The sequence below is a fragment of the Cloacibacterium normanense genome, from assembly GCF_003860565.1.
Taxonomy (GTDB): Bacteria; Bacteroidota; Bacteroidia; order Flavobacteriales; family Weeksellaceae; genus Cloacibacterium; species Cloacibacterium normanense.
The window spans coordinates 2,662,073-2,682,891 of sequence record NZ_CP034157.1 but is presented as its reverse complement, the minus strand read 5'-3'; the positions used below and the strand labels follow the sequence as shown (position 1 = coordinate 2,682,891).

The window sequence follows — 20,819 nt, the reverse complement described above, 5'->3', positions numbered from 1 at the left end:
GATGGATTAATAGAAGCTAAGGGAGATTACTTGCAGCCGAAGTAGTACTATTATTATCTGTAAATGTAGGTACTCCATCAATAATAATTAAAGGATAAGAACTCAGAGAGATAGAACTTGTTCCTCTTATCCTAAAAACTGGTGCTGCGTTAAGCACACCACTTGGGACTGTTATTTGCACCCCAGTACTTCTACCTGCCATCGCTTGGTCAAACGTTTGCACTGGCTTATCTGCAATAGCAGATCCTTTCACTGTAGTTAGACTTGCCGTTACATCAGATTTTTTCTGCGTACCGTAACCTACAACTACTACTTCTTCAATTTCTTTTTCTTTTGCCTCGTCTTTTTTTTGTTGAGCCTGAACAAATTGTCCACCCATAAAAAAAAGTACACCAGCTGTTAAAACTTTTAATTTCCCATTCATATTAACAATATTTAATATTATTGCGGCAAAAATGTTAATTAATTTTAACATAACCAAATATTAAATATGTTAAATTTTATGCAATACCAAGTTTATTTTATTGATAAAAAATTACATTTCAAATCTAATCATTAACAAGTGTGTAATTTTAGTTATTTTACATCCAAAACATAATTATCATGCTGTTTTTTAAAAATTCATCAAAAACAATAATGATTATTTATAATGATTCTAAATAGCATTTAGTCAATAAAAAATCCCGATGTTACTCGGGATTTGCTATTGTAAATAAACTATTTAAGTTTTTTCTTTACTTCTATCTCTTCATAGACTTCTAAGATATCACCTACTTCTATGTCATTATAGCCTTTAATGTTAAGACCACACTCATAACCCTTGGTAACTTCTTTTACATCGTCTTTGAAACGTTTTAGAGATTCTAATTCACCATCGTATTTTACAATTCCATCGCGCAGAAGTCTAATTTTAGAATTACGGGTTACTTTTCCGTTGAGAACCATACAACCTGCAATAGTACCTACTTTAGAAATCTTGAACGTTTCTCTAATTTCTACATTTCCTATTACTTGTTCTCTGATCTCCGGAGAAAGCATACCTTCCATCGCTTCTTTTACATCGTCTATTGCTGCATAGATAATAGAATAAGTTCTGATTTCTATTTCTTCTCTGTCTGCCAATTCTTTTGCGTTAGCACCAGCTCTTACATTAAATCCTATCATAATAGCATCAGATGCTGCAGCTAATAACACGTCTGACTCAGTGATTTGACCAACACCTTTGTGAATAATATTCACGCTGATTTCAGCAGTAGAAAGTCTTTGTAACTGATCAGAAAGCGCTTCTACAGAACCATCCACGTCTCCTTTAAGGATAATGTTCAATTCTTTGAAATCACCTAGAGCAATTCTTCTTCCTAATTCATCTAAAGTAAGGTGTTTTTTAGTTCTGATGGTTTGTTCTCTCTGTAATTGTTCACGCTTGTTTGCTATAGATTTCGCTTCTCTTTCGTCTTCGTAAACTTTAAATTTATCACCAGCAGTTGGCGCTCCATCTAAACCTAGAATCGTTACAGGAATAGAAGGACCAGCTTCAGTAAGCTGTCTTCCTCTTTCATCTAGCATCGCTTTAATCTTACCATGGTTTTTACCCGCTACTACATAATCTCCTACTCTAAGTGTACCAGCTTGTACCAATACAGTAGAAACATATCCTCTTCCTTTATCTAAAGATGCTTCAATGATTGCACCAGTTGCATGTTTATTAGGATTAGCTTTCAGTTCTAGCATTTCTGCTTGAAGCAATACTTTTTCTAATAATAAGTCTACATTATTACCAAATTTCGCAGAGATTTCTTGAGCTTGTACACTTCCTCCCCATTCTTCAACTAAAATATTCATTCCAGAAAGTTGTTGACGAATGTTGTCTGGATTAGCGTTTGGTTTATCTACTTTATTGATGGCAATAATCATAGGAACACCAGCAGCTTGTGCGTGAGCAATCGCTTCTTTGGTTTGTGGCATTACATCATCATCCGCAGCAACTACAATAATTACAATATCGGTAACTTGTGCACCTCTTGCTCTCATCGCGGTAAAGGCTTCGTGACCAGGGGTATCTAAGAATGTAATTCTTTGCCCTCCTTCTAATTTCACATTGTATGCACCGATATGCTGTGTAATACCTCCAGATTCACCAGCAATTACATTGGTTTTTCTGATGTAGTCTAATAATGAAGTTTTACCGTGGTCTACGTGTCCCATTACCGTAACAATAGGAGCTCTTGGTAATAAATCTTCTTCAGTATCTTGTACTTCTTCTTCAGATTCTGCTTCTAAATCTGCATCTGCAAATTCTATTTTGTAACCAAATTCATCAGCCACTAAAGTAAGTGTATCTGCTTCTAATCTTTGGTTCATGGTAACCATTACCCCTAAAGAGAAACACGCAGAAATTACTTCTGTAGCACTTACATCCATTAAAGATGCCAACTCTGAAACAGTGATAAATTCCGTAACACGAAGTGTTCTGTCCGCTGCTTCTAGTTCTTGCTGTAATTCATCCTGCTCTCTACGGTAGGTTCTCTTTTCTTTTCTATATTTAGAACCTTTAGATTTACCTCCTTTATTGGTGAGTTTTTCTAAAGTTTCTTTAATTTGATTTTTAATTTGCTCATCAGAAAGTTCTACAGGCATTACTTTTTCTCTGCCTTTATGAGCACCTCCTCCTTTATAATTAGGGCTATGAGGTCTGTTTCTGTTCGCACCACCTTGGTTGTTGTTTCCACCACCTTGGTTTGGACGATTGTTATTATCTCTGTTAAAAGGTTTTTTATCGCCACCTTGTTGGTTATTGTTACCACCACCTTGACCTTGTTGATTTTGACCTTGTGTAGGAGCTGGACCATTATTAATTCTCTTTCTCTGCTTCTTCTTATTTGGATCTGGTTTAGAAGGTCTAGTTTGGAACTGAGAAAGGTCTATTTTTTCTGTAGAGACAATTTTTGGACCATCTAATTTTTGATAAACCGTTTTAATTTTTTCAGGCTCATCAAATTTAACAGAAGTGGTTTCTTCTTTTACCGGAGCTTTTGGTTGCTCTTTTTTCACTTCTGGCTTTGGAAGTTCTTTTTTCTCAAATTTCGGAGCTTCTTGCTTAGGTTTTTCTTCTTTTTTAGGAGAAGGTTTTGGTTTATTAGATTCTATTTTACTTAAATCAATTTTATCCAAAACTTTAAGTTCCACAGGCTCCTCTTTTTTAGGCTCTTCTTTTTTGATTTCTTCCTTTTTAGGTTCCTCTGGAGCGATTACTGGCTCTACAGCAGGAACTTCTGCCTTAGGTTTTTCTAATTCTATTTTACCCAAAACTCTAGCTTCACCGATAGATGGAGCTTTCGCTTTGATCACTTCTGGTTTTTTAGGTTCAATTTCTAACTTTTCTTCTGGAACCTTAGAAATCACTACCTCATGAGAAGCTTTACGCTGTTCGCTATCTCTAGCAAACTCCGCTTCTAATGCTGCATATGCCGCTTCTTCTAATTGAGCGTTTGGATTGCTTTCTACTTCGAAGCCTCTTGATTGTAGAAACTCTACTAATCTAGACATCGAGATATTAAATTCCTTTACCGCTTTATTTAATCTAATTTTTGGCATTGATTGTAAATTGCTTTTAGGCTATTAAGCCAAATTATTTTTGTTATAAAATTAAAGATATTAATCTTCGAATTCTGCTTTTAGAATTCTTTTTACTTCTTCTATCGTTTCTTCCTCTAAGTCTGTCATGTTTACTAGCGCTTCTGTATCTTTATCTAACACACTTTTCGCAGTTTCTAAACCTACTTTCTTAAACTCAGCAATAATCCAAGCTTCGATTTCATCGTCAAATTCTGTTAATTCCACATCATCATCTGCTTGTTTTTCTCTGTAAACATCTATTTCAAAACCAGATAACCAAGATGCCAATCTAATATTTTGACCTTGTTTACCGATTACTTTAGAAATTTCTTCTACTGGCGTATAAACGAGTGCGTAGTTTTCATCTTCATTGATTTCTACTTTATTAATCGTTACATTACCAAGTGCTCTCTTCACAAGAATTTCTGAATTTTTAGACCATTGAATAACGTCTATATTTTCATTTCTCAATTCTCTTACCACGCCATGAATTCTAGAACCTTTTACCCCTACGCAAGCTCCAACTGGGTCTATTCTATCATCATAAGCATCTACCGCGATTTTCGCTTTTTCACCAGGAATTCTCACTACTTTTTTCAAAATAATAGTACCATCTTGAATTTCTGGAATCTCAAGTTCTAATAACTTTTCTAAGAATTTAGGAGCAGTTCTAGAAACGATAATTTGAGGCTTAGAACCTTTGAAATCTACCGTTTCGATTACCGCTCTTACATTATCTCCTTTTCTGAAAAAGTCAGAAGGAATTTGGTTTTCTTTTGGCAAAATGTATTCATTACCTTCGTCATCTAGCAAAATTACATGTTTGTGACGAATATGATGTACTTCACCGATGGCCAATTCTCCAATTCTATCTTTAAACTGCTCATAAAGCATTGCATTGTTATGCTCTTGCAATTTAGTTGCTAGAATTTGTTTAAGGGTTAAAATATTTCTTCTTCCCAGTTGTGCTACAGGAATTTCTTGAGTATATTCTTCACCTACTTCGAAAGTAGGGTCTATTTTTTTCGCTTCTGAAATTTCTATTTCTAAATCATCATCTTCTGACATTTCATCTTCCACAATTGTTTTATTTAGAAATATCTGAAAATCTCCTTTATCAGGGTTTACAATCACGTCAAAATGGTCATCAGAATCATATCTTTTTCTCAAAAGAGTTTTCAATGAATCTTCAATGATGGCCATTAAATCAATCTTACTAATCCCTTTTTCGTCTTTAAAATCACCAAAGGATTCAATCAACGCTAAATTGTCCATTTTAATTTTTTTATATTAATTTTAATGTTATTTAAACCATTTTTAGCCCTAAAAAGACTAAAATTTAATGACTACAAGAGCCTTTTTTATCTCAGTATAAGGAATTTCTTTATTTTCTACCACATCTTCTTTCCCTTTCCCTATTAATTTAGGTCTTCTGTATCTTAGTACAATGGTTACTTTATCTTCATCTACCGCCACCACTTCACCTTGTATTTTCTCATCAGAATTCAGAAGTACTTCTATTTCTCTGCCCATGTTTTTCTTAAACTGACGAGGAAGTTTCAACGGCTCACTTAAGCCAGGACTCATGACTTGCAAAGAAAAATCATGCTCTTCTCTATCAAGGTTAAATTCTATTGCTCTACTTGCATCCAAACAATCCTGAAGACTTAAACCTTCATCTCCATCTAAAATTACCGTAATATCATCTCCTGCAGAAATCTTTAAATCAACGAGATACAGGTCTTTTCTAGTTTCTAAAAACTCATGAACGAGTTGCTCTACTTTTGCTCTAAAATCCATAATCACATTTGAGGTTACGCTACGAAAAAAGGCTTTCTTTCGAAGCCTTCCCATTTCTTTTCCGTAAATCCGAGGCAAATATACATAATAATTTTGAATTTTGCAAAGATTGTTGGTTTTCAAAAGATTAAGAATTTACCCTAGAACTCAAAAATTCATTAACTTTGCATAAATTTTAAAAATATAAAGCTTTGAATATTTCAATAGTAGGAACCGGATACGTAGGACTCGTAACTGGCACCACCCTCGCCGAACTTGGTAACACTGTATATTGTGTAGACATTGACGAAAATAAAGTAGAAAGAATGAAACAGGGCATCGTCCCAATCTACGAACCTGGATTAGAGGAAATGTTCCTTAGAAACATACAGGCAGAGAGATTATTCTTTACCACCAACATAAAAGAAGCATTGGATAAATCTGATGTTATTTATTTAGCCTTACCTACTCCGCCAGGAGAAGATGGCAGTGCTGATTTATCATACGTCATTAGTGTAGCCAATCAAATTGGAGAAATGATGACGAGTTATAAAGTGATTGTAAACAAATCAACCGTTCCTGTAGGCACTGCAGACAAGGTAAGAGAAGTAATCTCTGCTAAAACTCAAATCCCTTTTGACGTGGTTTCTAACCCAGAATTTTTACGCGAAGGTTTCGCAGTGGAAGATTCTATGAATCCTTCTAGAGTAGTGGTAGGTAGTTCTTCTGAAAAAGCAAAAGACATTATGGCAAAAATTTATCAGCCATTTACCAACACTGGAGTTCCGATTATTTTCATGGATGAAAAATCTTCAGAATTAACCAAATATGCTGCCAATTCTTTCTTAGCAGTGAAAATTACGTTCATGAACGAAATCGCCAATTATTGCGAAAAAGTAGGCGCAGATGTAGACAAAGTTCGTCTTGGAATGGGTAGTGATGATAGAATTGGGCATCGTTTTCTTTTCCCAGGAATTGGATACGGAGGAAGTTGTTTCCCAAAAGATGTAAAAGCATTAATCAAATCAGGAAAAGAAGAAAATTTTGATTTTAAAATTTTAGAAGCCACAGAATACATCAATAAAAAACAAAAAGTAATCTTAGTAGACGAAATCGAAAAATATTTCGGAGGAAATATTCAAGGTAAAAAGATTGCAATGTGGGGATTGGCTTTTAAAGCAAATACAGACGACATTAGAGAAGCTTCTTCTTTAGATAATATAGAACTTTTATTAGAAAAAGGAGCTCAAGTCGTAGCTTATGATGCCATCGCAGAAGAAAATGTAAGAAAAATCTTAGGCGACAAAATAGAATACTCAAAAGACATGTATTCTGCTCTAGAAGGTGCAGATTGTTTATTAATTGCCACAGAATGGAGTGAATTCAAAAATCCTAATTTTGAATTAATGGCTTCTAAACTGAAAAACAAAGTGATTTTCGATGGTAGAAATATGTTCTCTATGGAACAAGCAGAAGGAAGTGGTTTCTTCTACAAATCTATCGGAAGAAAAACCGTTAGGTAAGAACCAAGTAAAAAGTAAAAAGATACAAGTAAAATATTAAAAAAGCTAATTGCTGACTGCTGAAAGCCGATTGCAACAATATGAAAAACATCATCATAACAGGAGGAGCGGGATTTATAGGTTCGCACGTAGTTCGTGAATTTGTAAAAAACAATCCAGAATATAACATCATTAACCTAGATGCTTTAACGTATGCTGGGAATCTTGAGAATTTAAAGGATATAGAAAACGAACCCAATTATTTTTTCGAGAAAGCAGATATTACCCAACCTGAAGAACTCAGAAAAGTTTTCGAGAAACATCATCCTGATGCAGTCATTCATTTGGCTGCAGAGTCTCACGTAGACAGAAGCATCACAGACCCGAATGCTTTTATCAATACCAATGTTTTTGGAACGGCAAATCTTCTGAATTTATGTAAAGAATTTTGGACGCTCAATCCAGAACACACCCACGGAAACTTTCCTGAAGGAAAAAGAGAAAACCTTTTTTACCACGTTTCTACAGACGAAGTTTATGGTGCGCTCGGCGAAACAGGATTCTTCACCGAAGAAACTTCTTATGACCCGAAATCGCCTTATTCTGCCAGCAAAGCAGCTTCTGACCATTTCGTGCGTTCTTATGGAAACACCTACGGATTGCCTTTCGTGATTTCTAATTGTTCTAACAATTATGGGCCGAATCATTTCCCAGAAAAGTTAATTCCGCTTTGCATTCATAATATTATCCATGAGAAACCTTTGCCAATTTATGGCGATGGAAAATACACCAGAGACTGGTTATATGTAGTAGATCATGCTAAAGCAATTCACCAAATCTTCCATGAAGCGAAAACAGGTGAAACTTACAATATCGGTGGCTGGAATGAATGGCAAAACATAGATTTGATTAAAGAACTCATCAAACAAATGGATGCAAAATTAGGAAAACCAGCAGGTTATAGTGAGAAATTGATTACTTTCGTAAAAGATAGACCAGGTCACGATAAACGTTATGCGATTGATGCAACAAAATTGAACAAAGATTTAGGCTGGAAACCAAGTGTAACTTTCGAAGAAGGATTAGCGAAAACCATCGATTGGTTCTTGGCAAATGAAGATTGGCTAAACAATGTAACTTCGGGAGATTATCAGAAGTATTATGCTTCGCAATATTCTAAATAACTCCAATTAAAAGGAATTTCTCTAATTGATGGATGAAAAAATAATTTTTAAAGAAGAAAGCTATAAAATTATTGGGATTTGCATGAACATTCATTCTACTTTAGGAAATGGATTTTTAGAAGCTGTTTATTGTGAGGTATTAGAAAAAGAATTTGTTAAAAATAATATCCCTTATAAGAGAGAGGTAAAACTTGATTTATTTTTCAATGGCGAAAAATTAGATAAAAAATATAAAGCAGATTTTATTTGTTTTGATAACATAATATTAGAAATTAAAGCAGTTTCTTTCATTCATGAAAATTTCACAAAACAAACATTAAACTACTTAAAAGCTACAGATAAAAAATTAGGACTGCTCATCAATTTCGGTGAAAAATCCTTGAAATATAAAAGAATAATTAATTTATAACTCAACGAAAAATTCGATAGATTAGAGAAAATTCGTGCAATTCGTGTAAATATTATGAAAGGAATTATTCTCGCAGGAGGTTCAGGAACTAGATTGTATCCGCTTACCATTGCAGTAAGCAAGCAACTTATGCCTGTTTATGACAAACCCATGATTTATTATCCGCTTTCTGTATTGCTTTTGGCAGGGATTCGTGAGATTTTAATTATCACCACGCCTCAAGATCAAGAAAGTTTCAAAAAATTATTGGGAGATGGTTCTTCTATTGGATGTAAGTTTGAATATAAAGTTCAGCCTTCTCCAGATGGTTTGGCTCAAGCTTTTATTTTAGGAGAAGAATTCATCGGCGAGGATTCTGTTGCCTTAGTTTTGGGAGATAATATATTCTACGGAAGTGGCTTACCTCAACTTTTAGAAAGCAAAACAGACATAAAGGGAGGTTGCGTTTTCGCTTATCAAGTTTCTGACCCCGAAAGATATGGCGTGGTAGAATTTGATGAGAATTTCAAAGCATTATCCATCGAAGAAAAACCTCAACACCCAAAATCTAATTACGCAGTTCCAGGTTTATATTTCTATGATAACTCTGTAGTAGAAATTGCCAAAAATCTGAAACCTTCGCCAAGAGGAGAATTAGAAATTACAGATGTTAATAGAATTTATCTAGAAAAAGGAGAATTAGAAGTGGGCGTAATGTCTCGTGGAACCGCTTGGCTAGACACAGGAACTTTTGATTCTCTTCACGAAGCTTCAGAATTTGTAAAAGTTTTAGAAAAAAGACAAGGTTTCAAAATTTCTTGCATAGAAGAAATAGCCTACAAGAAAGGCTTTATCAATAAAGAACAACTTTTGCAAGCTGCAGAAAAATATGGCAAAAGTGGTTATGGTGATTATTTAAAAAAATTAGTGAATTAATGCATGGCAGATTCATCTAAACATACATCTGTTATAGGTTTTTTCAATTATTACCGAAAAATTGTAGGGTATAAACTTTACGTATATGTTGTTCTTAATTTTCTAGTGGGACTTCTTGATGGGATTGGCCTCACCTTATTCATCCCGTTACTCTACCTTTCTACGAATACAAAAAGCGACAACCAATCATTAGGAAAATTACAATTTTTGGTAGACTTGATAGAAAAAACAGGTTTTCAGCTAACGCTTACCGTCGCATTAATCTTGATGGTTATAATATTTTTTTTGAAAGGTATTTTATCTTACATCAGAACTATATTATTCAGTAAAATTCAATTAGCTTCTACAAGAAAAATAAGATTTAGATTAGTAGAAGGATTAAGAGACACCAGTTACATTGGGTTTTCTAAAATAGATTCTGGCGTTATCCAAAACAACATGACCGGTGAAACAGGAAGATTAGTACAATCGCTGATTCTTTATTTCTTCACCTTGCAAAATGTAATCATGGTGATTACATACTTAGGATTAGCATTTTTATCTAACTGGCAGTTTGCATTATTAGTTTTACTCGGCGGTTTAATTACCAATTTCATTTTCCGATACCTCAATATTTTCACTAAAAAATACGCCAATAGATTATCACAAATTGGTAAAAATTTCCAAGCATTTTTGCTTCAAAATATCAATCATTTTAAATATCTGAAAGCCACCAATTATATAGCACCTTACCAAGAAAAAATAAAAAAAGAAATAGAACTCTCCGAAGAAAATCAATACAAAATCGGGAAAATAACCGCTATTTCAGATAGCTTACGAGAGCCTCTTATTATTATCATTATAGTAATCGTAATCATTGTTCAAATCAACATTATGGGTGGAAACATGCCTTCTATGATGGCTAGCTTACTTTTATTCCATCGTTCTCTTAGCTACTTAACCTCTATGCAATCCTACTGGAATAGGTTTCTAACCAATATTCCTGGTCTCAATTCGGTGGAAGAGATGCTTTCAGAATTTAAAAAATCTTCGGAAGCAGAAAAACCGAAAATCGTAGAAAGCATTGAAAAAATTATATTAACCAATATCTCTCTTCAATACGATCAACATCTGGTTTTAGACCATATCAACCTTAGTATTCAACCAAAAACCTCTATCGCATTGGTAGGAGAAAGTGGTGCTGGAAAAACTTCATTGGCCAATGTTATTTGTGGTTTGGTTGCGCCAAGTTCTGGGGAAATATTCTTCAAAGAAAAAGAAAATCTAGCCGACTATAATATCAATAGTTTCCGCGAACACGTAGGATACATTACCCAAGAATCTGTGATTTTTGATGACACTTTATACAATAATATCACGTTTTGGGCTCCTAAAACACCAGAAAATTTAGAAAAATTTAAAAAAGCCATTCAACTTTCTTCTCTGGAAGAATTTTTAGCTTTTCACAAAAATGACGAAAATCTTCCTTTAGGAAATAACGGAATCCTTATTTCTGGTGGACAAAAACAGAGAATTTCTATTGCAAGAGAACTCTATAAAAATCCTCAACTTCTGATTATGGACGAGGCAACTTCGGCACTAGATTCTGAAACAGAAATGATTATTAAAGACAATATTGATAGTCTAAAAGGTAAATTTACCATGGTCATCATCGCGCACAGACTTTCTACCATAAAAGATGTAGATGTAATTTATCTTCTAGACCAAGGAAAAATCATCGCTTCTGGAAACTACGCAGAACTTTATCAAAATTCAGAAAGATTCAGAAAAATGGCGATGATGCAAGACATGAACAGATAAGCATGACAGACCTAGAACTTTCAGGAAAAAAAATATTGGTGATCTATCAACCTTGGAGAAAATTTTCCGAAGGTTTACATCAACCTATGATTGAAAACCTGAAAAAATTAGGCTTAAAAGTTGAGTTTTTAGAAGTAGAAAATCCGCCAAAATTTCAAAATAAAAATTGGGATGATAAACTGAAAAATATTTATCACAGAATTGTAAAGAAAGATAAAACCTACATTTATATAGCCGAAAAAAATCATTACAATCGTTTCAATTTAGAAAAATTAAAACTTTTTAAAAATCAAAAATTTGATTTTGTTCTCATCATAAAACCTGACGAATTTACACCGAAATTTATCAAAAAAGCATCTGAATTAGGCGAAATAACTGTTGGTTACATTTGGGACGGAATAAGACCTTTTTTCTTAGAAAGTCTACATAAAAGTAGAAAATATTTCAAGTATCTTTATTCTTTTGACCAAAACGACATCAAGAAATTCCCAGAGCTGAAAATGGATTTTTTGACCAATTATTATGTTTTTGATGAAAACAGAGAAAATTACAATGCTAAAGAACTGGATTTATATTACATAGGCGCTCTTGGTGGAAAATTACCTGAACAAAGACGTGATTTATTATTAGAAAAATTATTAAAAAACTTCACAGGAAAAACTGAGGTCAAAATTCATTTGGAGAAAAATTTTCTATTAAATGAATACGAAAAACTGAAAAACCCAAAAATTGAATACATCTACGATTACGTTTCTTATCACGAAGCGATGGAGAAAACGAAATCTTCTAAAATCGTAATAGACATCAGAAAAAAACATCACATTGGGTTATCTTTTCGCTTCTTCGAATGTATGTATTACGAAGTAAAACTCATTACCGACAATGAAACGGTGAAAAACTATGATTTCTACCGACCAGAAAATATTTTAATTGTAGATTTCGATAAAATAGATGAATATCAAGACCAGATTAAAGATTTCATCTCTGTTCCTTATCAAAAACTACCACCAGAAATTTTTGAAAAATACAGCATTAAAAACTGGGTGAAAAATATTTTCAGAATTGGCGATTACCAAAAAATAGAATATTTAGGTTAATTTTTAGCAGGAATTTTTTTCATTTTTGCCAAAGCAGATCCTACAATTTGGTGCATATCATAATATTTATATTCCGCTAATCTTCCTCCGAAAATTACATTTTCTAGCGCTTCTGCTTTTTTCTTGTATGCATTGTAAATCGTATTATTCACCTCATCATTTACTGGATAATATGGCTCTAAATTTTCGTTCCAATCTTGTGGATATTCTCTGGTAATAATGGTTTTTTCTTGAGTCCCGAATTCAAAATGTTTATGCTCTATAATTCTGGTAAAAGCTTCTTCGTGAGAGGTATAATTCACCACGGCATTTCCCTGAAAATTCTCCATATCTAAGGTTTCATTTTCAAATCTTAGACTTCTGTAATTCAGTTTTCCTGCTTCGTAATTAAAGAATTTATCAATCGGACCGGTGTAAATAATGTTTTCGGCAATATTTTCGAAATAGGCTCTATTTTCAAAGAAATCTGTTTCCAATTGTACTTCTATTCCTTCTAATAATTTTTCAAAAATTTTAGTATAACCACCCATAGGAATTCCTTGAAATCTATCATTGAAATAATTATTATCAAAAGTAAATCTCACAGGCAATCTCTTGATGATAAAAGCAGGCAGCTCTGTAGCTTTTACTCCCCACTGTTTCTCGGTGTATTCTTTGATGAGCAATTTATAGATATCATCTCCTACCAATTTTAGTGCTTGTTCTTCTAAATTTTTGGGAGTAATATCTTTGTACTGTTCTGTCTGTTCTGCAATTTTATCGGCAGCTTCTTTTGGAGTTTTTACGCCCCAAATTTGGTAGAACGTGTTCATATTAAATGGCAAGTTGTACAATTTCCCATTATTAATTGCCACGGGCGAATTGGTATATCTATTAAACTCTACCAAAGCGTTTACATAATCCCAAATTTCTTGATCATTCGTATGAAAAATATGCGCTCCGTATTTATGTACATTGATGCCTTCTACATTTTCGGTATAGCAATTTCCTGCAATGTGATTTCTTTTTTCTATCACCAAACATTTATATCCTTTCTTAGTCAGTTCAAACGCAGAAATCGCTCCAAAAAAACCAGCGCCTACAATCAGATGGTCATACTTTTTCATACTTTCTCAAAATTTTTGTAAAGATATTATTTTTTAAATCTTTACATTTGTTTTTGTTAAAATTAAACTATGAATCCTAAAATCTCAGTAATTGTTCCCATTTACAATGTAGAAAAATACTTAGAAAAATGTATTTCTTCTCTTCTTGACCAAAGTTTTACTGATTTTGAACTGATTTTAGTAAATGACGGTTCACCAGACAATTGCGGAAAAATTTGTGATGAGTTTAAAGAAAAAGATCCTAGAATTACAGTTCTTCATCTGGAAAACGGTGGCGTTTGTAATGCTAGAAATAAAGGAATGGAACTCGCAACTGGCGATTTTTATGTTTTTGTAGACTCTGATGATTGGGCAGAAAAAGACTTTCTTCAAGATTTTGTAGACCACATAGAAGATGACGAAACGCTGATTATACAAGATTGTAATCGTGATAATGACGAAAAGTCTGAAACACATTTTTTTGGATTTCAGAATAAATCTTTTGTTTTAAAAGAAGATTTTGGGAAATTATTTCACGAAAACGCACATTACGTTCCCGGTGGTTATCCTTGGAATAAAATTTATTCTGCTAAAATCATTAAAGAAAACAATCTACAATTCGATCCTGCCATAAAATTAGCAGATGATGAAAAATGGAATTTTGAATATTTCGTTCACATCAAAAAAATGAAATTCATAGATAAGGCAAATTATCATTACATCTATAATCCCGGTTCTATTTCTAACCAAAAAAGACCTTTCGATAGAGAACTTACACGTTTTGAGTTCAAAACAAAATTCTTTGTTTTCGCTCTTAAAAATTATCAAATTTCTGAAACTGATAAGAAAAAAATAATCGCCGAGGTGGAAAAGCATTTCCGAATCAATATTCTAGACAGAATGTATAAAAACGATGTCTCCAAGAAAGAAAGATTATCTCAATTGAAAGAAATTTCAAAACTTCCTAATGCTGCACTACAATTTTTACAAAGTGATTTAAAATTTAGAAAAATAGATTATTCATTGCTCAGAAACAGAAAAATTCATCTTTTTGATGTTTTTAAAAATATGAGATTAAAACTGAATGCTTAAAAACAACTCTTAATGATTCCTAAAAAAATACATTATTTCTGGTTTGGAAGAGGTGAAAAGTCTCCTCTTGTAAAGCATTGTATAGAAAGTTGGCAAAAAATCCAACCAGACTTTGAAATCATAGAATGGACAGAAGATAACTTTGATGTAAACCAATGCGAATTCTCCCAAAAAGCCTACGAAAATAAAAAATGGGCTTACGTTTCAGATTTTGCAAGAGCTAAAGTCCTCTTCGAACATGGCGGTTTTTATTTAGATACAGACATGGAACTGAAACTTCCGCTCAATGAATTTTTAGAAAATCAAGCTATTTGTGGCTTTGAAATGAAGGGAATTCCTTATTCTGCATTTTGGGCGGTTGAAAAAAATCATGAACTGGCAAAAGACATTTTACAATATTATCTGGACAAAAATACATTCGAAGAAATTCCGAACACCCATATTTTCTCTGATTTATTGGTCAAAAAATATGGAGCTGATGCTGAAAAAGATGCTTTTCAGGAATTGAAATTCGGGGTAAAACTTTTTCCTTCCACTTACTTTTCTCTAGATTTACCGAAGAATTATATTGCACATCATTTTTCTGGTTCTTGGCATGGAGCATGGAGCGAAGAAAAAAACACCTATAAAAATCTAGTCAATACGTATGGTTTGATGAAACTTTTCTCTGAAATTCCAGACGGAAAAACCAATGTAAAAAACGTAGTGTACAATCATCAGAAAATAGAAATAGAGAAAGTTTTAAATCAAATCCCGCTTTCTTATTTAGTGAAATATCTCAAGAATCAAATTTTTAAAAAACTAAAAATCAAATGATTGTAGGAAACGGACTCATTGCGAATTTATTTAAAAATGAAGACAGAGAAAATGTAGTTTTCTTTGCAAGTGGCGTTTCTAACTCTCTAGAAACCGAAAAATCTGCGTTTCTGCGAGAAGAAAACCTTCTTAGAAAACACCTCACAGAAAATCCTAAAAAAATCTTCATTTACTTTTCTACTTGTAGTATTTATGATTCTTCTAAAAATGGAAGTCTCTACGTAAATCATAAACTAAAAATGGAAAGATTGGTAGAAGATATGGCACATAAATATTTAATTCTCCGTGTGAGTAACGCAGTTGGCAAAGGTGGAAATCCCAATCTTTTGATGAATTATTTGGTCAATTCTGTGAAAGAAGAAAAAATCATCAATGTACATACTTTGGCCACCAGAAACCTTATTGACGGAGATGACATTAAAAATATTACGTTAGAATTAATCGACCAAGGAAGATTAAATCAAATCATTAATGTAGCTTATTTGGAGAATTTTTCAACTTCAGAAATTTTAGAAATTTTAGAAAAATTCTTCTCTAAAAATGCCAAAACAGAACTACACAAAAGCGGACAAACATATAAAATCTCTATTCCAGAAGTAGAGCAATATTTCATCAAACATCAGCTGACCAACAAGGAAAATTATTTGCTGAGAATTTTAGAAAGATATTACTAGCTCCCAAATCTTTTTCTAAAAATTTTATAACCAATATCCGTCGGAAGGTTTTGTAAGAAGTTCTTCTTTTTAGTCTCTTTAGAAAAATCAGAACTCCAATAATCTGCAAAAGCTAGAGAAGCGAGTTTTTTGTAGGCATCATAACTGTACTTCCAGAGTTGCTCATTTTTCTGTGCCTTCCAATTCATGAGAAGCGTTGCATCCTTATATTCAACTATATGACTTAGAATTTTACTCTTTCTATATTTATTTTTTTCTAATTTATAATATTTCTCAATGATTGAAATAATCGTAATCCAATTGTCAAAATTTCTTTTATTCCTATTATGAATTACAGATTCATCATGAAGGTTGTAAATATATGTTGACTCTTTTAGAAAAGCAATTCTTTGAAGTTTAAGAGCAGTTTCAAAACTTTGTAAAGAATCCTGAGCAAACAAGTCTCTTGTAAAATATAACTTGTTCTTTTTTAAAAAATCTACTCGTATTAGTTTGTTACATGAATTCACAGGATATTCCCCATTAATAAAAGAATCAAAAGCATCATCTGCATTTGTGATGATGTCTTTCTCACTTTTAATTATAAATAATTCTTTAGAGATTTTATTAGAAACTTTATAACCAATAGTATTTCCACAAACCATTTCTACCTGTCCACGTTCGGCAATTTCTACCATTTTCGAGATGCAATCTGGCGTAATTTCGTCATCTGAATCTAGAAAGAAAATATATTTTCCTTGAGCGTTATCAATTCCTACATTTCTCACGACTGAAAGCCCAGAATTCTTCTTATTTTTTAAAATTTTGAAATTTAAATGAAGATTTTTCTGAACAAAATCTTCTACTAAAAGCATACTGTTATCATTCCCAAAATCATCCACCAAAAGTATTTCTAAATTCTGATACGTTTGGCTCACTACCGATTTCAAGCAATTAATAATATAATTTTCGCATTGATAAATGGGTATAGAAATGGTAACTAAAGGAAGATTCATGGATGGAACTTAGTTTAAAACATTTGTTAATAAGCAAAAATAGAATTATTTTGATAAATTTGTAATAGAAAACCGATGAAAAATGAAATCTTTACTGATTAAACTCTATAATCTCCAAAAAAAATTAATTTCTGAAGACCAGAGAAAAAAATTCTTTAAAAACAAAAAAAGTAGCGTTAATTCTTCTTTTAAATTAGGCATTAACAATTATATAGACATTTCTGAAAACGCAGAAATTACCATAGAAGAAGGAGTAACCATCAATGAATCTAATAATATTGCCCTCAAGAAAAATGGTCAGTTCATCATCGGAAAAAACACCTATATTACAAGAGCTACCATTGCGTGCTATGAAAAAATAGAAATTGGCGAAAATTGTATTTTAGGGGAAGGAATGAAAATTTTCGACCATAATCATCAATATACTACCGAACCTTTCTCTGTATCTAAAACAGAATTTAATACCGCTCCTGTAAAACTCGGAAATAACGTTTGGACTGGTGCTAATTGCATCATTTTAAAAGGAGTAACAATAGGCGACAATGTAATTCTAGGAGCGGGCTGTGTAATCCACAAAGATATTCCTGCTAATTCTATCGTGATTAATAAACAAGAATTGGTAATAAAACCGCTATAAAACCATGAATCCTCCTCTAGTTTCTGTAATAATGTCTGTTTACAATGCGGAAAAGTTTTTACACAGTGCCATAGAATCTATAACAAATCAGACTTTTACTGATTTTGAGTTTATCATTATTGAAGACTGTTCTACTGATAAAACCTTAGAAATTTTAAGAGAATTCAAAGAGAAAGACAACAGAATAAAAATCATACAAAAAGAGAAAAATGAAGGTCCAAAAGGTTTTATAAAAAACTTAAATGTAGGCTTAAATATGGCACAAGGAAAATACGTTGCAAGAATGGATGCAGATGATATTTCTTTGCCTGAAAGATTCCAAAAACAAGTCATTTTTTTAGAAAACAATCCTGAAATATCTATGGTTGGAGCTCAGATTGATTTTATAAACGAAAAAAATGAAATCATCGGAGAAAAAATAGGTGCACTAGAACATGAAGAAATCGTAAATAAAATAACTTCTCAAATTCAACTTTTTCACCCAGTCATCATGTTTAGAAATCATCAAAACATAAAATATAGAGAAAAATTCATCTATTGTGAAGATTACGACCTTTATCTCAATTTAATTACCCAAGGAAAAAAACTCGCAAACATAAATGAAAAGCTCCTCCATTATAGAATTTTAGAAAGTTCTATTTCTAGAAAAGGAGATAATTTTGTAAAAAAGTTAATGGTAGAGAAAGCACTTTACTTTTATAAATTAAGAAAAGAAAACGGACAAGATTTATACGAAACCTTCAACAATGAAGAAGTATTAGAGATTAACAACTTCGAATTTAAACACAAAATAGAGGAATTATTTTTCGCATTAGAAACAGCCATTAAACTCAATAAAAAAGAAAAAATAGTTCTTCTCATAAGAAAAATCAAAAAATATTATCCCAAAGAAAAGATTCCTTTCAAGTACGTGTTGTTTTCTAGTGTTCCACTGTCATTTTTCAGAGTTTTAAAAAAACTATTTTCATGGTAAATATCTTCATCAAATCCTTTAACCGTCCGTTTTACTTAGACCGCTGTTTGCAAAGCATAGAAAGCTTTGTAGAAGGGGATTTTTGCGTAAAAGTGCTTGATGATGGAACCCCAGAAATCTATCTTTCTAAAATCAAAGAAAAGCACCCAAAAATAGAAATTATAAAATCTGAAAATTATCAAAATAAAGTTGCAGCAATTGCAGAAAACTTACAATTTGGAAAAGAAATTGACGGCTTCACTATTCCTACCAATTTATGGTACAGAACTGCAAAAAACGCTTCGGAATACTTTATGATGATAGAAGATGACGTTTGGTTTACTCATAAAATTAACGTGAATGATTTACAAGAAATTTGTAAAAAAAATCAAATTTCACTGCTAAAGTTAGGTTGGCTAGGCAACAAAAAGGATGATGAATTTGTAGAAATTTCAGAAATAACAGAAGAAATTCTTCGAGTGGAACCGAAAAACTTACTCCTTTTTCCAGAATTTTTTAACGATTTATTCTTTTATAATAAATTCAAGTTATTTACCATTCTTTACAAATTAGGAATCGTAGATAATGCCACCAAACAAAAATATTGGGCGCTCAATTCTATTTTGATGGGATTTTGGCAAAAAGAATATTGGCTACACATTTGGAAAAACGCCAAAGGAAAAGTAGACGAAAAACAACAACTCAGAAATGCTTCTAATTACTACCGAAAACATCAAGACAATCCTAATTTTATTGCAAAATTAGAAAAAGAAGCACTGAAAACCACTTTCCAATCCTCGGCAACCAATTCTTACCATAAATACGGTGATGATTTTGATGTGAATTACTTTAATCATCTCATTAATCAGGCTTGGCTCAATGGTAGTTTTGATGAAATGCAAAATTTCCCCAAAGATTTTTCTTTAGAATATTTTGAGAAATTTTTAAACGAAAAAATAGATAAAACAGCATTTAGAAATTGGGTGCTAAAATTTAAAAATCAGTACAAAAATTTAGGCTGTGAAGTAGAATAATGGAGAATCAAAAAAAAATAAAAGTTCTTTTTAGGCTTCGCTCATTAGAAATGGGCGGAGTTCCTAGAGTAGTTCTTGATTTATTGAGAAATTTACCTAAGGATAAATTTGATTTTACATTGATGCTCAATTTGTATCAAGGCGAATTGGTTACAGAAATTCCGAAAGACATTAAACTCATCGTGGTAGAAAAAGGCCGTGAACAAATGTCGAAAAATCCTTTTATCCAAAAATTTCAACTCGGATTAAGAAGACTAAAACTAGAAATTTTCGATAAATTCCCCTCCATTTTATATGCTTTAAAAGTAAAGGAAGATTTTGACATAGAAGTTTCGCCAGGTTATGCGGAATTTGAAATGGTGCTGAATTCTCCCAACAAAAAATCTAGAAAAATCGGTTGGTTTCACACAGATGTAAGTTATGACACAGACCAAAACAGAGTCATGAAACGCATCAATTTGATGAAAAAATTCGACTGGATGATTTTTGGCGCTGCGCAAACCAGACAAGTGATAGAAGATTTATACGGTGTTTCTTACCCAAAAAGTTCTGTGATTTACAACGTGATAAAACTCCCAGAAGTAAGAAAAAAAGCAGAAGAATTTCAAGCAGATTTTGAGATAAGACCTACTTTTATTTCCATAGGAAGATTGCATCATAGAAAAGGTTATGCCGAACTGATGCGTGTTCATAAAAGACTTTTAGACGAAAATTTGATGCATTCTATCGCTGTAATTGGTGGCGGAAACGAGATGGAAAATTTGAAAAATCAAGCAAAAGAATTGGGCGTAGAAAAAACGTTTCTGCTTCTAGATTCTCAAAAAAATCCTTGGCCTTATGTAAAAGCGGCTGATTATTTTGTACTTCCTTCAAAATCTGAAAGTTACCCTTTAACGATTGGCGAAGTAATGGGATTGCATAAACCAATCATTTCTACCAATGTAGGCGGAATTCCAGAAATGATAGATGATGCAAAAGACGGAATTTTAGTTAACTTTGATGAAAATGAAATTTTCGAAGCCATGAAAAGGTTTCTTATCGAACCCGAATTGGTCAAAAAAATCACCGAAGGAACTCTAAATGCTGATGAAAAATTTGATGAAAAGAAAATCTATCAACAAGTCACCGAAGTTTTTGAACAACAATATAAAAAATTAATAAAATAAATTGATGCGTGTTTCGAGTTTCGAGTAAAACCTCGTATCTCGTATCTCGTATCTCGTATCTCGTATC

Annotated in this window: 19 protein-coding genes; 13 read left to right on the top strand and 6 right to left on the bottom strand. The window is 32.5% G+C overall.

Annotated elements, in window-relative coordinates:
* Positions 1-16: 16 nt before the first annotated feature.
* The 4 genes from EB819_RS12310 to rimP all read right to left on the bottom strand — a co-directional run bounded on the left by EB819_RS12310 (position 17) and on the right by rimP (position 5,415).
* On the bottom strand, positions 17-424 hold the full coding sequence (locus EB819_RS12310) for a TonB-dependent receptor plug domain-containing protein (protein ID WP_158005963.1): 408 nt from the start codon (positions 422-424) through the stop codon (positions 17-19).
* Between the two features lie 293 nt (positions 425-717).
* Entirely contained in the window at positions 718-3,594 is a 2,877-nt protein-coding gene (gene infB, locus EB819_RS12305) for a translation initiation factor IF-2 (RefSeq protein WP_069800163.1), read from the bottom strand.
* A gap of 60 nt (positions 3,595-3,654) precedes the next feature.
* Positions 3,655-4,890 carry a transcription termination factor NusA gene (gene nusA, locus EB819_RS12300; protein ID WP_069800161.1) on the bottom strand — a complete coding sequence of 412 codons (1,236 nt, stop codon included), beginning with the start codon at positions 4,888-4,890 and terminating at the stop codon, positions 3,655-3,657.
* Positions 4,891-4,947: 57 nt separating this feature from the next.
* Positions 4,948-5,415, bottom strand: a complete 468-nt coding sequence (gene rimP / locus EB819_RS12295) for a ribosome assembly cofactor RimP (RefSeq protein ID WP_069800158.1) — start codon at positions 5,413-5,415, stop codon at positions 4,948-4,950.
* Positions 5,416-5,606: 191 nt separating this feature from the next.
* Between rimP and EB819_RS12290 the strand changes: the two genes are divergently transcribed.
* The 6 genes from EB819_RS12290 (at position 5,607) to EB819_RS12265 (ending at position 12,301) form a co-directional block, all read left to right on the top strand.
* Positions 5,607-6,917, top strand: a complete 1,311-nt coding sequence (locus EB819_RS12290; protein ID WP_069800156.1) for a UDP-glucose dehydrogenase family protein — start codon at positions 5,607-5,609, stop codon at positions 6,915-6,917.
* An 80-nt stretch (positions 6,918-6,997) separates the two neighbouring features.
* Entirely contained in the window at positions 6,998-8,080 is a 1,083-nt protein-coding gene (rfbB, locus tag EB819_RS12285) for a dTDP-glucose 4,6-dehydratase (RefSeq protein ID WP_069800154.1), read from the top strand.
* 28 nt (positions 8,081-8,108) lie between these two features.
* The gene (locus EB819_RS12280) at positions 8,109-8,489 is read left to right on the top strand and encodes a GxxExxY protein (RefSeq protein ID WP_069800152.1); all 381 of its coding nucleotides are present in this window, start codon (positions 8,109-8,111) and stop codon (positions 8,487-8,489) included.
* Positions 8,490-8,543: 54 nt separating this feature from the next.
* The gene (gene rfbA, locus EB819_RS12275; protein ID WP_069800150.1) at positions 8,544-9,404 is read left to right on the top strand and encodes a glucose-1-phosphate thymidylyltransferase RfbA; all 861 of its coding nucleotides are present in this window, start codon (positions 8,544-8,546) and stop codon (positions 9,402-9,404) included.
* A 3-nt stretch (positions 9,405-9,407) separates the two neighbouring features.
* Positions 9,408-11,204, top strand: a complete 1,797-nt coding sequence (locus tag EB819_RS12270) for a peptidase domain-containing ABC transporter (RefSeq protein ID WP_069800148.1) — start codon at positions 9,408-9,410, stop codon at positions 11,202-11,204.
* A 2-nt stretch (positions 11,205-11,206) separates the two neighbouring features.
* A complete protein-coding gene (locus EB819_RS12265) occupies positions 11,207-12,301 on the top strand; it encodes a WaaS/CpsH family glycosyltransferase (protein ID WP_069800146.1) in 1,095 nt (364 codons plus the stop codon).
* Here the strand turns inward: EB819_RS12265 and glf are convergent.
* Complete coding sequence (gene glf, locus EB819_RS12260; protein WP_069800144.1) at positions 12,298-13,407, bottom strand: UDP-galactopyranose mutase; 1,110 nt, start codon at positions 13,405-13,407, stop codon at positions 12,298-12,300. The two genes, EB819_RS12265 and glf, sit on opposite strands and share 4 nt — an antisense overlap.
* A gap of 69 nt (positions 13,408-13,476) precedes the next feature.
* On the opposite strand from glf, the gene EB819_RS12255 reads away from it, so the two are divergent.
* From EB819_RS12255 to EB819_RS12245, 3 genes are read left to right on the top strand one after another with little or no spacing between them, the layout of a single operon-like run.
* Complete coding sequence (locus EB819_RS12255) at positions 13,477-14,478, top strand: glycosyltransferase family 2 protein (protein WP_069800142.1); 1,002 nt, start codon at positions 13,477-13,479, stop codon at positions 14,476-14,478.
* A gap of 12 nt (positions 14,479-14,490) precedes the next feature.
* Positions 14,491-15,294, top strand: coding sequence for a glycosyltransferase family 32 protein (locus EB819_RS12250; protein WP_069800140.1), 804 nt, complete (start codon positions 14,491-14,493; stop codon positions 15,292-15,294).
* Positions 15,291-15,968 carry an NAD-dependent epimerase/dehydratase family protein gene (locus EB819_RS12245; protein ID WP_069800138.1) on the top strand — a complete coding sequence of 226 codons (678 nt, stop codon included), beginning with the start codon at positions 15,291-15,293 and terminating at the stop codon, positions 15,966-15,968. The genes EB819_RS12250 and EB819_RS12245 overlap by 4 nt, the downstream gene beginning before the upstream one ends.
* Here EB819_RS12245 and EB819_RS12240 read toward each other — a convergent pair.
* Positions 15,965-16,963 (bottom strand): glycosyltransferase, encoded by a 999-nt coding sequence (locus EB819_RS12240; RefSeq protein ID WP_069800136.1) that lies wholly within the window; start codon positions 16,961-16,963, stop codon positions 15,965-15,967. The two genes, EB819_RS12245 and EB819_RS12240, sit on opposite strands and share 4 nt — an antisense overlap.
* Positions 16,964-17,045: 82 nt before the next feature.
* On the opposite strand from EB819_RS12240, the gene EB819_RS12235 reads away from it, so the two are divergent.
* From EB819_RS12235 to EB819_RS12220, 4 genes are read left to right on the top strand one after another with little or no spacing between them, the layout of a single operon-like run.
* Positions 17,046-17,600, top strand: coding sequence for an acyltransferase (locus EB819_RS12235; protein WP_074650878.1), 555 nt, complete (start codon positions 17,046-17,048; stop codon positions 17,598-17,600).
* 4 nt (positions 17,601-17,604) lie between these two features.
* Entirely contained in the window at positions 17,605-18,573 is a 969-nt protein-coding gene (locus EB819_RS12230) for a glycosyltransferase family 2 protein (protein WP_069800134.1), read from the top strand.
* Positions 18,567-19,586 (top strand): glycosyltransferase family A protein, encoded by a 1,020-nt coding sequence (locus EB819_RS12225; RefSeq protein WP_069800132.1) that lies wholly within the window; start codon positions 18,567-18,569, stop codon positions 19,584-19,586. Before EB819_RS12230 ends, EB819_RS12225 begins: the two co-directional genes overlap by 7 nt.
* Positions 19,586-20,752 carry a glycosyltransferase gene (locus EB819_RS12220; RefSeq protein WP_069800130.1) on the top strand — a complete coding sequence of 389 codons (1,167 nt, stop codon included), beginning with the start codon at positions 19,586-19,588 and terminating at the stop codon, positions 20,750-20,752. The genes EB819_RS12225 and EB819_RS12220 overlap by 1 nt, the downstream gene beginning before the upstream one ends.
* The last annotated feature ends 67 nt before the right edge of the window (positions 20,753-20,819 follow it).